Annotated in this window: 12 protein-coding genes; 5 read left to right on the forward strand and 7 right to left on the reverse strand. The window is 73.2% G+C overall.

The annotated features are described in order from the left end of the window. Positions 1–151: 151 nt before the first annotated feature. The 4 genes from ACFV6D_RS16875 to ACFV6D_RS16890 all read left to right on the forward strand — a co-directional run bounded on the left by ACFV6D_RS16875 (position 152) and on the right by ACFV6D_RS16890 (position 3,094). Positions 152–1,120 (forward strand): DUF6528 family protein, encoded by a 969-nt coding sequence (locus ACFV6D_RS16875; protein WP_380560342.1) that lies wholly within the window; start codon positions 152–154, stop codon positions 1,118–1,120. Positions 1,121–1,372: 252 nt separating this feature from the next. Beyond that, positions 1,373–1,708, forward strand: coding sequence for a hypothetical protein (locus ACFV6D_RS16880; protein ID WP_063346410.1), 336 nt, complete (start codon positions 1,373–1,375; stop codon positions 1,706–1,708). After that, positions 1,705–2,277, forward strand: a complete 573-nt coding sequence (locus ACFV6D_RS16885) for an acyl-CoA thioesterase (RefSeq protein ID WP_380560344.1) — start codon at positions 1,705–1,707, stop codon at positions 2,275–2,277. Before ACFV6D_RS16880 ends, ACFV6D_RS16885 begins: the two co-directional genes overlap by 4 nt. Before the next feature lie 340 nt (positions 2,278–2,617). Continuing rightward, positions 2,618–3,094 carry a DUF2267 domain-containing protein gene (locus tag ACFV6D_RS16890; RefSeq protein WP_079135401.1) on the forward strand — a complete coding sequence of 159 codons (477 nt, stop codon included), beginning with the start codon at positions 2,618–2,620 and terminating at the stop codon, positions 3,092–3,094. Here ACFV6D_RS16890 and manA read toward each other — a convergent pair. From manA to ACFV6D_RS16925, 7 genes are all read right to left on the reverse strand, one after another. Then, a complete protein-coding gene (gene manA, locus ACFV6D_RS16895) occupies positions 2,977–4,236 on the reverse strand; it encodes a mannose-6-phosphate isomerase, class I (protein WP_380560346.1) in 1,260 nt (419 codons plus the stop codon). The genes ACFV6D_RS16890 and manA overlap by 118 nt on opposite strands. 24 nt (positions 4,237–4,260) lie before the next feature. Further along, positions 4,261–5,211 (reverse strand): ROK family protein, encoded by a 951-nt coding sequence (locus tag ACFV6D_RS16900; RefSeq protein WP_380560348.1) that lies wholly within the window; start codon positions 5,209–5,211, stop codon positions 4,261–4,263. A 180-nt stretch (positions 5,212–5,391) separates the two neighbouring features. Next, positions 5,392–8,433: an alpha-mannosidase gene (locus ACFV6D_RS16905; RefSeq protein WP_380339555.1), complete on the reverse strand. Its 3,042-nt coding sequence runs from the start codon at positions 8,431–8,433 to the stop codon at positions 5,392–5,394. Between the two features lie 88 nt (positions 8,434–8,521). Further along, positions 8,522–9,790, reverse strand: coding sequence for a glycosyl hydrolase (locus ACFV6D_RS16910; protein WP_380560350.1), 1,269 nt, complete (start codon positions 9,788–9,790; stop codon positions 8,522–8,524). A gap of 82 nt (positions 9,791–9,872) precedes the next feature. Beyond that, positions 9,873–10,808, reverse strand: a complete 936-nt coding sequence (locus tag ACFV6D_RS16915; RefSeq protein WP_380560352.1) for a carbohydrate ABC transporter permease — start codon at positions 10,806–10,808, stop codon at positions 9,873–9,875. Between the two features lie 5 nt (positions 10,809–10,813). After that, the gene (locus ACFV6D_RS16920) at positions 10,814–11,686 is read right to left on the reverse strand and encodes a carbohydrate ABC transporter permease (RefSeq protein ID WP_063346403.1); all 873 of its coding nucleotides are present in this window, start codon (positions 11,684–11,686) and stop codon (positions 10,814–10,816) included. Positions 11,687–11,783: 97 nt separating this feature from the next. Next, a complete protein-coding gene (locus ACFV6D_RS16925) occupies positions 11,784–13,073 on the reverse strand; it encodes an ABC transporter substrate-binding protein (protein ID WP_063346402.1) in 1,290 nt (429 codons plus the stop codon). Between the two features lie 170 nt (positions 13,074–13,243). On the opposite strand from ACFV6D_RS16925, the gene ACFV6D_RS16930 reads away from it, so the two are divergent. Next, complete coding sequence (locus ACFV6D_RS16930) at positions 13,244–14,320, forward strand: LacI family DNA-binding transcriptional regulator (RefSeq protein ID WP_380560354.1); 1,077 nt, start codon at positions 13,244–13,246, stop codon at positions 14,318–14,320. Positions 14,321–14,516 lie beyond the last annotated feature (196 nt).

Here is a 14,516-nt window from a genome sequence, read left to right on the forward strand (position 1 = left end):
CGGGGCGCGCGGGGCGCGGGCGCCGCCCCGGGCTGCGCGCGGGGCGGCGTCGCGCCCCCCCCCCCCCCCGCCCGCCCACCCCCCCCCCCCCCCCACGGCCGTTCGGACGCTCCACCGTGCAAAGCGGCCCGGGAGCAAGCACGGTGGGGGCGTGCTGAGGAGAAGGCTGGCGGCCCTGTGCGCCCTGTGCGTCCTGCTGTTCTGCGTGCCGGCGACCGGCGCGCAGGCCAGGTCGCCCGGGTGGGCGGTCGTGGTGGTGGACCAGGAGTCCCGTAGCGTCCTGGTGCTGCAGAGCGCCGAGGAGCTGATGGCCTACCGGGGCCCGGGGTGGTTGCCGGTCGTGTGGGGCTGGAACGCCGACCGGGCGGCCGGGCTCGCGGACCTGACGCCCGCGCGGAGCTGGACGAATCCGGACGAGGCGAAGAGCCGGGTCCGGCAGGGCCGGCGCTACCTGCTGACCACCGCCTCCGGCGGCCTGGCCGCCGTCGTGGACACCACCACCGGCGCGACGCGCTGGGCGGCGGACCTGGGCGGGGCGGCCAATCCGCACAGCATCGAGCTGCTGCCGGACGGCAACGTCGCGGTCGCGGCGAGCGGTGGCGGGTGGGTGCGGCTGTACGCGGCCTCGCAGGGGCCGCGTGCCACCGCCCACGCCGGCTACCCGCTCCCGGGCGCGCACGGCGTGCACTGGGACGGCCGGACGGGCCTGCTCTGGGTGCTCGGCGACGACGTGCTGACCGCGCTGCGGGTGGGCGGCACCCCGGCGGCGCCCACCCTGACCGCCGTCCGGTCGACGCCGCTGCCCGACCACGGCGGGCACGACCTCGCGCCGGTGCTGGCCGAGCCGGGGCGGTTCTGGGTGAGCACGCTGACCGGCCTGTGGCGGTACGACCCGGCGGCCGACCGCTTCACCGCCGTGCGGCTGGACGACCCCGCAGCCGTCCGGGACGTGAAGAGCGTCGGGGACGAGCCCGGCACCGGACGGCTGCTGACCGTGGCCCCCGACCACAGCGGGCCGTGCTCCTGGTGCACCTCGGTGATCACCCTGCACCGGCCGGACGGTACGCGGACCCTGCGCGGGACGCACCTCTACAAGGCGAGGTGGTGGGGAGGCTGGTAGCAGATTTGCGACGCGCAGGTGCCGGTTTCGGGGTTCGGGTCGGCGATGCCACCCGTTCTGCCGACGGCATTCGGATGATGGGGCATATTGTGTACCCCGGCAAACTACTCCAATAGAAGTGAGTTTCCCGTCGCCGTCCGTAAACCATCCGTCCACCGTGTCGGCTGGGATAGCGTCGAAGGCGTCGGGGGGCCGACACCGATTCGGTGTATTCGAACACTAGCTACCGGGCCGTAATGGCCGGATTGAGTCATGGAGAAAAACGTGTCGAATTTGATGCCGGAAAACATGCCGGAGAAAATGCCGGACACCGTCGACGACCTGCAGCTCGCGGCGGAATCGCTGGCCGCTTTCCCGGCCCGGGGCGCGGCCGGAGGCGCGGATGTCACCGAGCGTCTCGCGGCGGTCGCCGAACTCTGCCGGTCGGTTGACGCGGTGCTCGACAGCCTGGTCGTCCAGGTCGCCGCGGAAGCGGCCGAGGAGGGTTGGACGGCGGCCCGGATGGCGGCGGAACAGTCCGGTTACTACGCCAGGTTGCGCCGGGCACTGCTCCCCGCCGCGACCGGCGCCGGGCTGACGCAGCAGTGAGCGCGCTGCACCCGGGCGTGCACGTGCTGTCCTGCCCCACCCGGTGGAGCGACGTCGACGAGAACGGGCACATCAACAACGCCCGGCTGGTCGGCTACGTCCAGGAGGGGATTTACGACATGTTCTGCCACCACGAGACCGCCGTCCGGGACGCCCTGTTCCCGTCCGGATTCATTATCGCGCGACACGAGATCGATTTTCTGGAGCAGTTGTACCACCGGCCCGAGCCATTGTCGGTGCAGTTGACGGTTGAACGGATCGGGCGGAGTTCCACGCATATCGTGGTGGATGTCTGCCGTGACCCGCACACCTTTATGCGGGCCAGGACCGTGGTGGTCGCGCGGGACCGTGAATCCGGCCGCTCGCGCAAACTCAGTTCGAACGAGCGGCGTTTTCTCGAGGCGTTTATGCCGGACGAGGTGCGGGCCCCCGCCGTGCCGGCTGTGCCCGCTGTGCCCACCGCACCGGCCGTGCCGGTCACGGCGCCGCCGCCGCAGCGGGTGGCGGCCCGCACGGGCGCCGCTCTGCCGCACCGCACCCGCAGACGGTGTCGGGCCTCGGCGGCCTGACACCCGGGCCCCTGGTGGCCCCGCGCCGGGCAGGGCGCGGGCCGGCGACGTGATCGACAACGGCGTCGATCCGTCCGGCCGGTCTCCCTGCCGCCGTGCCGCAGTACGCTGAGCAGCACGGGCACCGGCGAACCCCAGGCGGTCACGGGCCGTGACGGCGCAGCCGACCGGACCTCGCCGCCACCAGCCGTCCGCCACGGGCCGTCCGCCACCAGCCGTCCGCCGCCATCGGGCCATCGGGCCACCGGGCCACGGATCGTCCGCGCGAGGGCCGGCGGCTCTCGGCCTCCGGCTTCCGGGCGGAGCGCAGCCGGTCCCCGCCGACCGGAAGGAGGACGCGATGACCATCTCCCCGGAGGACTTCCGCGCCCGCGTCGTCGACTGCGGGGAGTACCCGAGCGAGGCGGAGGCGGAGCACGCCATCCGGGTCGTGCTCGCACTGCTCGGTGAGCACCTGGTCGGGGCCGAACGGGCCGAGCTCGCCGACGCGCTGCCCGAGGCGTACGCCCCGCTGCTGCGCGATGCCGGGCCCGCCGCCGAACCGCTGACCGCCGAGCGCTTCGTGCGCGGTGTGGTCGGCTGGATCGACGGCGCGACCGAGGCGACCGGGCCGTGGGACATCGGGGCCGTGCTCGGCACCCTCGCCGACCTGGCCCCGGGGGAACTGGTCGACCGTGTGGTCGAGCAGCTCCCGGACGGTTACGACCTGCTGTTCGGCCACCCGGTGCCGGCCTGGGCCGGCGCGCCGGTGGTGGCCCGGAACAGCTCCGCACCCCGGCCGGTCAGCTCGACCGGTCCGGCACCCGGCCGCAGGTAGACGGACGCGCCCCGGGGGAGGTCGAGGTCCGCGAAGCCGGGGGCGTGCAGTCGGGCGCGGCCCTCGGCGCACAGCAGGATCTGCGGGGTGGGCAGCTCGGCGCGGACGGCGGCCGGGCCCGGGCGCAGCCGGGAGAGTCGGAACTCCTCGGCGGGGGAGGGGAATTCGTCCTCGAACCGGTCTCCTGGGAGCGCCGTGAGGACCTGCGGTTCACCGGTGTGGAAGGACGTGACCGCCAGCAGGCCGTCGACGTCGACGTGCTTGGGGGTGAGCCCGCAGCGCAGCACGTTGTCCGAGTTGGCCATCAACTCCACGCCCACGCCCCGGAGGTAGGCGTGCGGCACGCCGGCGTCCAGGTAGAGGGCCTGGCCCGCCGTGAGCCGGACGTGGTTGAGCAGCAGCGCGGCGACCAGGCCCGGGTCGCCGGGGTACTGCGCGGCGGCGCGGGCGTAGCCGGCGCAGGCCTCGGCGAACGGGCCGCCATCGGCCGCGAGCCGGTGCAAAGACCGGGTGATGTCGCGGAGTTGGGGGCCGGTGGGCCGGTCCTCGGCCAGGACCCGGCGCAGCAGTGCGGGCAGGACCTCGGCGGCGGGGTGCGCGCGCAGGTCGTCCACCCAGGGGGCGAGCAGCGGGACGGCGAGCGCGTCCAGCAGCCGGGCCGTGTCGGCGGCCGGGCGGAATCCGCACAGTGCTTCGAAGTCCCCGAGGGCGCAGATGAGTTCGGGCTTGTGCCCGGGGTCCTTGAAGACCCGCTCGGGTGCGTCGAGCGGGACCCCGCGGGCCTCCTCGGCCGCGTACCCGGCCGCCGCCTGGGTCCGGGTCGGGTGGACCTGGAGGGAGAGCGCCCGGTCGGCGGCCAGCACTTTGAACAGGAACGGCAGCGCCGGGCCGAACCGCCCCACGGTGTCCGGCCCGAGCATGGCGTTCGGGTACCGCTGGATGAGTTCGTCCAGCGGCTGCGGCCCGCCGGCACCGTCCGGAGCCAGCAGCTCGGAGGGCGCCGACGGGTGTGCGCCCATCCACAGTTCGGCCTGCGGGGCGCCGGTCGGCGCGGTGCCGGTCAGTGCGGGGATGGCGGTGGGCGAGCCCCACGCGTACGGGCGGACCGGGTTGTGGAGCAGGGCGAAGGGCGGGAGCGACATGGCGCGGCCTCCGAGGGGTTCGGGTCAGTGGCAGAGCGCGGCCGCGCCGATCAGCCCGGCATCGGTGCCGAGTTCGGCGCGGCGGACGTCGAGGCCGCGGATGTAGGACAGCGTGGCGTAGCGGTCGAGGTGGCGGGCGAGCGGCGCGAACAGGACGTCGCCGGCGGTGGCGACGCCGCCGCCGACCACCACCCGGTCGAGGTCGACCAGGGCCGCGGTGGCGGCGATCCCGGCGGCGAGGGCCTGGGCGGCGCGGTCGAAGGAGGCGAGCGCGACCGGGTCGCCCGCCTCGGCGTCGGCGGCGACGGCCCGGGCCGAGCGGTCCTCCCCGGCCGGGCGCCAGCCCTCGGCGAGGGCCCGGCGGGCGATCGCGGTGCCGCTGGCGAGGCCCTCCAGGCAGCCGCGCGAGCCGCACGGGCAGGGCTCGCCGTCCAGGTCGACGCTGATGTGGCCGAGGTGGCCGGCGTTGCCGCTGGGGCCGGGACGGACGGCGCCGTCGAGCACCAGCCCGGCGCCGACCCCGGTTGACACCACCAGGCACAGCGCGTTGGCCGCGCCCCGGGCGGCGCCCTGCCAGTGCTCGGCGGCGGCCATCGCGACGCCGTCCCCGGCCAGGTGGACGGGCAGCCGCCGGGCGGCCACCGCCGGGTGCGAGGCGACCTCGGCGACCAGCGGGAAGTCGCGCCAGCCGGGGATGTTGACGGGGCTGACGGTGCCGGCGGCGAGGTCGACCGGGCCGGCGCTGCCGATCCCGACGGCCGTCACGGCGGTCCAGTCGGCGGTGCCGGCGAGCCGGTCCAGCACCTCGTGCACGACGGCGAGCACGGCCGCGCCCGGCTCCCGGGCCGGGGTGGGCAGTTGGAGCCGGTGCCGCAGCCGCCCGTGGCCGTCGACCAGCGCCCCGGCGATCTTGGTGCCGCCGATGTCCACGGCGGCGAACAGCGGGGTGGCGGCGGGCGGCGGGGTGAGGGTCATCGCGGCGGGCTCCAGGCGGGTTCGGGCGGGGGCGGCGCCCCGGCGGGCGGGCCGGGGCGCCGATCAGCGTAGTGCGGCATGCGGCATGCGGGGCGCGGCGGGCGGGGGTGCGAGACCCCCAACGGCGGGGCCCCAGCGGCAGGGCCCCGCCGTCAGACGGCCGTGCTCAGCCCGCCGTGCTCAGCCCGCCGCGCTCAGGCGCAGCGTGACCAGTTCGAACGGCCGCAGCGCCAGCCGCACCGCGCCGTCCTCCACGGCCACCTCGCCGCGGGTGCCGTCCCAGGGCCGCTCCAGCAGGTCGCAGGGGACGGCGCCGGCCAGCGGGTAGGAGGTGGTGAGCAGGCCCCGGGCGCGGCCGCCGCCGGCCTCGTAGACCCGGACGATCAGGTCGCCGCTGCGGTCGTCGGCGAGCTTGACCGCGCTGACCACCAGCGCGTCGTTGTCGAGCTGCACCAGCGGCGCGACCTGCTCGGCGCTGCCGGTGACGCGCCGCTCGGGCAGGCCGATCCGGTAGCCCTCGCGGACGGCGTCGCCGATCGCCGCGCCCGGGACGAGGGCGTGCCGGAAGCGGTGCAGGCCCTGGTCGGTCTTCGGGTCGGGGAAGCGCGGCGCGCGCAGCAGCGAGAAGCGGACCGTGGTGGTGGTGCCGCCGTCGGTGTCGCGCACGGCGCGGGTGACGTCGTGGCCGTAGGTGGAGGCGGTGACGAGGGCGACGCCCCAGCCGGGCTCGTCGAGGTGGACGAAGCGGTGGTTGCAGGCCTCGAACTTGGCGGCGTCCCAGCTGGTGTTGGTGTGGGTGGGCCGGTAGAGGTGGCCGAACTGGGTCTCGGCGGCGTACCGCTCGGTGTGCACGTCCAGCGGGAACGCGGCCTTGAGGAACTTCTCGGTCTCGTGCCAGTCGACCTCGGTGTCGATGTCGAGCCGCTGCTCGCCCGCCCGCAGGGTGAGCGTCTGGACGACGGTGGACGAGCCGAAGGAGCGCGCGACCCGGACGGTGGCCTGGTCGGGGGCGGAGAGCGCCGTCAGCGCGTCCACGGCGGTCAGGTCGGTGACGGTGTTGCGGTAGAACTGGTCGACGTCCCAGGCGTCCCACATGTTGGGGAAGTCCGGGTGCAGTTGGAGCAGGTTGGCCCGGGTGCCGGGGGCGACGCTCTCGCGGCCGCTCGCCACCTCGACCACCGACGCCACCAGGCCGTCGGCGTCCACGACCACGTCCAGCAGCCCGTTGCGCAGCAGGAAGCCGCCCTCGGGCCGCTCGACGACCTCGCAGGCGCCCGCGCCGAACACGGCCGGGGCGGCCCCGCCGGCCGGGACGGCCGAGCGCGGGTGCGGCGCCGAGTTGAACACCAGCTCGCGCCCGCCGGCGGTGTCCCCGGCGAGGGCCTGCTGGGCGCCGTCGATCAGCGAGTCCAGCTCGGCGGCCAGCGCCGCGTACGTCGCCTCGGCCTCGCGGTGCACCCAGGCGATGGAGGAGCCGGGCAGGATGTCGTGGAACTGGTGCAGCAGGACGGTCTTCCAGATCCGGTCCAGCTGCTCGTACGGGTAGGCCGCGCCGGTGCGCAACGAGGCCGTGGCGCACCAGAGTTCGGCCTCGCGCAGCAGGTTCTCGCTGCGCCGGTTGCCCTGCTTGGTCTTCGCCTGGCTGGTCAGGGTGGCCCGGTGCAGCTCCAGGTAGAGCTCGCCGACCCAGACCGGCGGGTTCGGGTACTCGGCCTCGGCCTTGGTGAAGAACTCGGCGGGCTTCTCCCAGCGGACGGTGGCCGAGCCCTCCAGGTCCTTCATCCGGCCCGCCTTGGCGACCATCTCGCGGGTGGTGCCGCCGCCGCCGTCGCCCCAGCCGGTCGGGGCGAGCGAGTGCCGGGCCACTCCCTTGTCCTTGAAGTTCCTTGCCGCGTGGGCGATCTCGCTGCCCTTCATGGAGCAGTTGTAGGTGTCCACGGGCGGGAAGTGGGTGAAGATCCTCGTCCCGTCGATGCCCTCCCAGAGGAAGGTGTGGTGCGGGAACTTGTTGATCTGGCTCCACGAGATCTTCTGCGTCAGCAGCCACTTGGAGCCCGCGTTGCGGATGATCTGCGGCAGGCCGCCGGTGAAGCCGAAGGTGTCGGGCAGCCACGCCTCGTGGTTCTCCACCCCGAACTCGTCCAGGAAGAACCGCTTGCCGTGCACGAACTGCCGGGCCATCGCCTCCGAGCTGGGCATGTTGGTGTCGGACTCGACCCACATGCCGCCGGCCGGGACGAACCGGCCCTGCGCCACGGCCTTCTGCACCCGGGCGTACACCTCGGGGCGGTGCTCCTTGATCCAGGCGAACTGCTGCGCCTGGGACATGGTGTAGAGGAAGTCCGGCTCGTCCTCCAGCAGCGCGGTCATGTTGGCGGTGGTGCGCGCCACCTTGCGGACGGTCTCGCGCAGCGGCCAGAGCCAGGCCGAGTCGATGTGCGCGTGGCCGATCGCACTGATCCGGTGCGCGGACGGCACGGCGGGTGCGGCCAGCACCCCGGCGAGCTCCGAACGGGCGGCGGCCGCCGTGCCGTTGACGTCCTGGAGGTCGATCGCGTCGAGCGCCCGCTCGACCGCGCGCAGGACGTCCCAGCGGCGGGCGCCGTCCACCGGCAGCTCGGCCATCAGCTCGCCGAGCACCTCCAGGTCGATCACCAGCTGCCAGACCGTCTCGTCGAAGACGGCGAGGTCCATCCGGGTCAGCTTGTACTGCGGCTGGTCGCCGGCGGTGTCCTTGTCGCCCAACTCGGTGGGCAGGAAGGGGTGGTAGTCCAGGATGACCGGGTTGGAGGCCGCCTCGACGTGCAGCAGGACCTGCTCGCCGCCGGCCGCGGGGGCGGCGATGCGCACCCACTGGTTCTGCGGGTTGAGGCCCTTCACCGGGGTGCCGTCCGGGCGGTAGACCAGGCCCTCGCACTGGAAGCCGGGCATGTTGGCGTCGAAGCCGAGGTCGATCAGCGCCTCGACCGTCCGCCCGGCCCAGGCCTGCGGCACGGTGCCGGTCACGGTGATCCAGCTGGTGCCCCACGGCGCGCCCCAGGCGTCGCCGACCGCGATCGGGGTGCGCGGCGCGGCCAGGCCCTCGGCGACCGGGACGGGCTCGCCGGGTGCCGTCCAGATGCCGACCTCCAGCGGGACGGACTCGGGGTAGACGGCCGGGCGGATGCGCTCGTCCAGGACGCGCTTGAGGCGGGACTCGACCAGCGTGCGGTCATCGTGCATGTCAGCGGGCTCCGTTGCGTGACTGAGGGGCGTGTCTGAGGGGCGTGAGTGAGGATCGTGGCTGAGGGGTAACGGCTGGGGCGAAGGGTTACAGGGACCGTACGTCGTCCGGGTGGACCACCTCGGTGATCCCGCGCGCGGCCAGGTGGGCCTGGTCCTCGGCGTGTTCGGCGAGGACGGTGGTCGGGCGGGCGCCCGCCTCGGCGAGGCGCATGAACGCCTCGTAGACGGCGCCGCCGGGCCCGCAGACCGAGCGCTTGGGCGCGGTCACCTCGTCCCCGGTGGCCACCACGACGGCGGTGGTGCGCGGCGCGGGCGGCTGCCAGGAGCGGCGTGCCTCGGCGGCGGCCTCGGCCAGCCTGGCGCCGGCCGGCTTGACCGCGCGGTCGGTGGTGAGCAGGCCGAGGCTGTACTCCAGCTCGGGGAAGTCGGCCAGCGAGCGGTCCACGTCGTGCGAGCACCACCAGGTGACGCCCCACACGTCCGGGCAGTCGAGCACGGCCTCGACGGTGGCGCCGGTGAACCGGGCGGCGTCCTCGGCGGTGATGTGCGGGGCGGGGGCGCCGACCTCCTGGAGCCAGACCGGGCGGGCCGGGTCGTCCGCCCAGGCCTTGGAGAGCTCGACCAGGTAGGCGGCGTGCTGCGCGGTGGCGGTGGAGTGGGCGCCGTAGCGCTGGGCGGTGCCGTTGAACACCCAGGAGTGCACGGCGGTGGCGGCGCCGATCCGGGCCGAGTGCCAGGGGGTGAACGGGTGTTCGTCCAGGTACCAGGCGGCGTCGTAGGAGGCGTGCAGGTGCATCCGGCCGGGCGCGCCCTGTTCGCAGGCGTCGAGCATCCGGCGCAGCCAGGCGTCGGCCTGTCCGGGGGTGATCCGGTCGGGGTCGGGGTGCGGTTCGCCGGAGAACTGGTTGATCTCGTTGCCGAGCGTCATGCCGAGGAAGTTGGGCCGCTCGTGCAGCGCCGCGGCGAGGGTACGCAGGTAGGCGGCCTGGCCGTCGAGGACCTCGGGGTCGGTGAAGATGTTGCGCCGGTGCCAGGTCTGGGTCCAGGAGGGCAGGAAGTCGAAGCTCGACAGGTGGCCCTGGAGGCCGTCCACCGCGACGTCCAGGCCGCGTTCGCCGGCCGCGTCCACCAGGGCCGCCAACTGCTCGACGGCGCGCGGGCGGATCAGGGTGCGGTTGGGCTGGAACAGCGGCCAGAGTGGGAAGACCCGGACGTGGTCCAGGCCGAGTGCGGCGATGGAGTCGAAGTCGGCGCGGACGGCGTCGAGGTCGAAGTCGAGCCAGTGGTGGAACCATCCGGCGCTGGGCGTGTAGTTGACGCCGAAGCGGGGGCGCTGCGGTGCGGGGGTGCTCATGGGCGGGTGATTCCTCAACGGGTTTGGGGCGAACGGGCGGTGGGGTCAGGAACCGTCGGACACGTCCTCGGTCGGACCGGGCCTAACCCTTGACGGCTCCCTCCTCGACGCCCTTGAAGAAGAAGCGCTGGCAGACGCCGAACACCACGACGATCGGCAGGAAGGCGATCATGGTGCCGGCCGCGATCAGCCGCGGGTTCGCGGAGAAGGTGCCGTTGAGGTACTGGAGTCCGACGGTGAGGGTGTACTTCTGCGGGTCGTTGAGCACGATCAGTGGCCAGAGGAAGTCGTCCCAGGCGCCGATGAAGGTGAAGATGACGATCACGCTGAGCATGCCGCGCACGTTGGGCAGGCTGATGTGCCAGAGGCGCTGCCACACGGTGGCGCCGTCGACCAGGGCGGCCTGGTCGAGTTCGAGCGGGACGGCGGCGAAGGCGGTGCGCATCAGCAGCACGTTGAGCATGGCGATCGCGCCGGGCAGGGCGACGCCGGTCAGGCTGTCGGCCAGGCCGAGGCCGCGCACCAGCACGTACTGGGAGACGATGGTGACCTCGCCGGGGAGCACCAGGGTGGCGAGGAAGAGGCCGAGGACGAGCTTGGCGCCGCGGAAGCGCAGCCGGGCGAGCGCGTAGCCGGCCAGGGTGCAGCCGACCACGTTGCCGGTGATGCAGATGGCGGCGACGATCAGCGAGTTGAGGGCGTAGGTCCAGACCGGAATGGTCTCGGCGACCTTGCCGTAGTTGCCGAAGGTCAGCTGTTCGGGGATGAAGCTCGGGGTGCTGGTGTAGACGTCTTCGTTGGGACCCTTGAGGGAGGTGGAGAGCTGCCACAGGAACGGCCCGACCACCAGCAGCAGGACGAGCACCAGGAGCAGGTAGCGGCCGGCGGTCTGGGCGGGGGAGGGGGTGTTGAAACCCCGGGAGCCCTGGGAGCCCTGGGAGCCCCGGGAGCCCCGGGGTCCCTGCGAGCCCTGCGAGTCTTGAGCGCGGCGGGCGGCCTTCGAACGGGGGTCGGTCACGGGGTTCAGGCCGCCTTCCGGTTCAGGCGCATCAGCAGCAGCATCGGGCCGAGGGTGATGACGAACAGCATCAGGCTGAGCGCGGAGGCGTAGCCGAGGTGGCCGTTGAAGCCGCGGCTGTACATCTGGATCAGCATCACCACCGACATGTCCCGCCCGCCCGGGCCGCCCTGGCCGTGGGAGAGCACGTACAGCTCGGAGAAGACGCGCAGCGCGCTGACCGAGATGAGGACGGAGACCAGCATCATGGTCGGCCGCACCCCGGGCAGGGTGACGTGCCAGAACCGGCGGATCGGGCTGGCGCCGTCGACGGCCGCCGCCTCGTGCAGTTCGCGCGGGACGTTGGCGAGGGCGGACAGGTAGATGACCATGTAGTAGCCGAAGCCCTTCCAGACGGTCAGGGCGATCGCGCTGAACAGCAGCAGCCAGCGGTCGGTGAGGAAGGCGACCGGGGAGTCGGCCATCCCGGACTGCTGGAGCAGGCCGTTGACCAGGCCGCGGTCGTCCAGCACCCAGCCCCAGATCAGCGCCACCACGACGGCGGAGGCGATGACCGGGGTGTAGAAGGCGGTGCGGAAGAAGGTGATGCCGGGGACCTTGCGCTGGACGAGCAGGGCGAGCAGCAGCGGCAGGATGGTCAGCAGGGGCAGGCAGACCAGCATGAAGACGATGCTGTTGAGCAGGGCGTCGGCGAGCTGTTCGTCGTCGAGCAGGCGCCCGTAGTTCTCCAGGCCGGTGAACTGCCCGCCGCCCAGGGGCTTGGCGTTGGTGAAGGACAGGATCACCGTGTTGACGGCCGGCCAGAGGTTGAAGACGGCCAGCCAGAGTATCGCGGGCCCGGCGAGCAGCCAGGGGGTGAACCAACGCCGGTGGGTCATGCCGTTGCCTTCCTGGGGGTGGTGCGGGTCATTCCCGGGTGCGGCGGGCGGGGGTGGCCCGCCGCTCGACCGGTACGGTCGGGGTGGCGGTCGGCCGTCAGCCCTTGAGCAGCTTGTTGCACTGCTCGACGGCGGAGTCCAGCGCCTGCTTGGAGCTCGCGTCGCCGCTGATGGCCAGCGCGATCTGCTGGTTGATGATGGTGCTCATGGCGTCGTCGACCTGGACGGGCTGGATCAGCTTGGCCTTGGCGAGCGAGTCGAAGGCGACCACCTTGGCGTCGCCGGCGTTGGTGCCGTCGCTCTTGCTGAAGAACGGGTCGTTCGCGGAGGCCTTGGTGGACGGGAAGACGCTGGTCAGGTGGGAGAACGCGGCCTGGTTCTCGGGGCTGGTGACCCAGCGGGCGAGGGCGACGGCGGCGGCCGGGTTCTTGGTGTTCTTCGGGATGGTCAGGCCCTGTACGTACAGTGGCGGGACGCCCATGGTGGGGGAGGAGAGCATCTTCGGGGCCATCGTCGGGTTGTCGGTGGCGAGGCTGGTGATGAAGTTGCCGCCGCCGGTGGTCCAGGCCGCCGTGCCCGCGTTGAAGAGCTTGGAGTTGCCGACGTAGGTGTTGGTCAGCACGTCCTTGGGCAGCAGGCCCTCCTTGAAGGCGTCGCGGTACTTGTCGAGCAGCGCGGCGGCCTCGGGGGTGTTGAAGGTGAAGGACTTGCCGTCGTCGGACATGAGCTTCACGCCGGCGTTGTAGAGGTCGCCGAGGCCCGGCTTGCGGCTCATCAGGTAGGTCTGGCCGCCGGACTTCTCCTTCATCGCCCGGGACTGGGCGATCAGGTCGTCCAGGCTGGCGGGGAGCTTCTTCGGGTCCAGTCCGTTCTTCGTCAGGAGTTCCGAATTCCAGTAGTTCACATCGGTGTTGAGGTACCACGGGTAGCCGAAGGTGCCGTTCAGGCCGGTGTAGCGGTAGGCCTCGACGCCGCCTGCGACGTACTCGTCGGCGAGCTTGGGGTCGGCCTTGAGGACGTCCAGCAGGAGGTCCTTCTTGGCCAGCGGGAAGGCGAAGTCCGGCGGGAGGTTGACCACGTCGGGCAGGCCGCCGGACGCGGCCTGGCTGAGGACCTTGTCGGAGTAGCCCTCGCCGGGCTGGTCGAGCCACTCGACCTCGACGCCGGGGTACTTCTTCTTGAAGCCGTCGAGGACGCCTTGGACGTAGTCGGTGAACTTCGGCTTGAGCGCCCAGGTCTGGATCGAGACCTTGCCCTTGACCTCGCCGGTGGCGGCCGCACTCGCCACGCTGTCGCTGTTCTTGCTTTCGCTGGAGCCGAGTCCGCAGCCGGTGAGTGCGGCCGCGGTGAACGCCGTCGTGGTCAGTGCCGCCCAGATTCTTCGCATGAGGGTCTCCCGGTCCTGGGGGTGGGTGGGGGATCGTGCCGAGCTCGGGGGGTGGTTTTGGGTCACGGGGGTGGTGCCGAGTTCCAGAACCTGTATTACTAAACCGGTCTAGCTATGCCAGGGACTATGCTCCCGCCTAAACTTGGATGTCAAGAGAGGAGTCGGGTTCTGTGGCCAGACCGACGATCGCCGACATCGCGCGCCAGGCCGGTGTCTCCAAGGGCGCGGTGTCCTTCGCGCTCAACGGCCGCCCCGGCGTGAGCGAGGCGACCAGGGCCCGGATCCTGCGGGTCGCCGAGGAGATGAACTGGCGCCCGCACAGCGCCGCGCGGGCCCTCGGCGGAGCCAGGGCCGACGCCGTCGGGCTGGTGATCGCCCGCCCGGCCCGCACCATCGGCGTCGAGCCGTTCTTCAGCCAACTGCTGTCCGGCCTCCAGGCGGTGCTCTCGGCCAGCTCCGTCGCGCTGCACCTGATGGTGGTCGAGGACACCGCCGCCGAGATCGAGGTCTACCGGCGCTGGGCCTCCGAGCACCGGGTCGACGGCTTCATCGTCGTCGACCTCCAGGTCCGCGACCCGCGGCTGCCGGTGCTGGACGAACTCGGCCTGCCCGCCGTCATCCTGGGCGGGCCCGGCAAGGGCGGCGGCCCGCTGCGGATCTGGGCCGACGACCGGGAGGCGATGCTCTCCATCGTCGACTACCTGGCCGCCATCGGGCACCGCCGGATCGCCCACCTCGCCGGGCTGCCGCACTTCCAGCACACCCAGCGCCGGATCCGCGCGCTGCGCGACGCCTCCCGCCGGCTCGGGCTGGAGGAGGCCGTGTCGGTGCCCACCGACTTCAGCGACGCCGAGGGCGCCGCCGCCACCCGCACCCTGCTCTCCCGGCCCCGGCGGCCCACCGCGATCGTCTACGACAGCGACGTGATGGCCGTCGCCGGGCTCGGCGTGGCCGGGGAGATGGGCGTCGCGGTGCCCGTCGAACTGTCCATCGTCTCCTTCGACGACTCGGTGCTGGCCCGGATCGTCCACCCGCCGCTGACCGCGCTCAGCCGGGACACCTTCGCGCTCGGCGAACAGGTCGCCCGCAGCCTGCTGGCGGCCCTCGACGAGACCGGCTCCGGGCGCGACCTGCAGATGCCCACGCCGCGGCTGACCGTGCGCGAGTCCACCTCGCCGCCGGGGGCCGAGCCACCCGACGGGGTGGTTGCTGCGCGAGTCGTTGACAGCGCTCCTGAACCGGTTTAGGTTCGCTGCGCCGAGCGGCCTCCGCCCGGCGCGCACCCAGGCGTGCACCTAGACCCGCACCCTCCGCAGGCCCGCTCCCCCCGCGGGCCCGGGGGCGGGGGGGCGGGGCGGGGGCCCCCCGGCCCCGGGGGCCCCCCCCCCCCCCCCCCCCCCCCCCCCCCGATCACCCCCCCCCCGGACACCCCCCCCCCCCCCC

Source organism: Kitasatospora sp. NPDC059812 (genome assembly GCF_042732075.1).
Classification (GTDB): Bacteria; Actinomycetota; Actinomycetes; order Streptomycetales; family Streptomycetaceae; genus Kitasatospora.

Coding starts and splice junctions, on each gene's coding strand:
- ACFV6D_RS16880 (WP_063346410.1), top strand. CDS start 1,373: ATGGAGAAAAACGTGTCGAATTTGATGCCGGAAAACATGCCGGAGAAA.
- ACFV6D_RS16890 (WP_079135401.1), top strand. CDS start 2,618: ATGACCATCTCCCCGGAGGACTTCCGCGCCCGCGTCGTCGACTGCGGG.
- manA (WP_380560346.1), bottom strand. CDS start 4,236: ATGTCGCTCCCGCCCTTCGCCCTGCTCCACAACCCGGTCCGCCCGTAC.
- ACFV6D_RS16900 (WP_380560348.1), bottom strand. CDS start 5,211: ATGACCCTCACCCCGCCGCCCGCCGCCACCCCGCTGTTCGCCGCCGTG.
- ACFV6D_RS16905 (WP_380339555.1), bottom strand. CDS start 8,433: ATGCACGATGACCGCACGCTGGTCGAGTCCCGCCTCAAGCGCGTCCTG.
- ACFV6D_RS16910 (WP_380560350.1), bottom strand. CDS start 9,790: ATGAGCACCCCCGCACCGCAGCGCCCCCGCTTCGGCGTCAACTACACG.
- ACFV6D_RS16920 (WP_063346403.1), bottom strand. CDS start 11,686: ATGACCCACCGGCGTTGGTTCACCCCCTGGCTGCTCGCCGGGCCCGCG.
- ACFV6D_RS16925 (WP_063346402.1), bottom strand. CDS start 13,073: ATGCGAAGAATCTGGGCGGCACTGACCACGACGGCGTTCACCGCGGCC.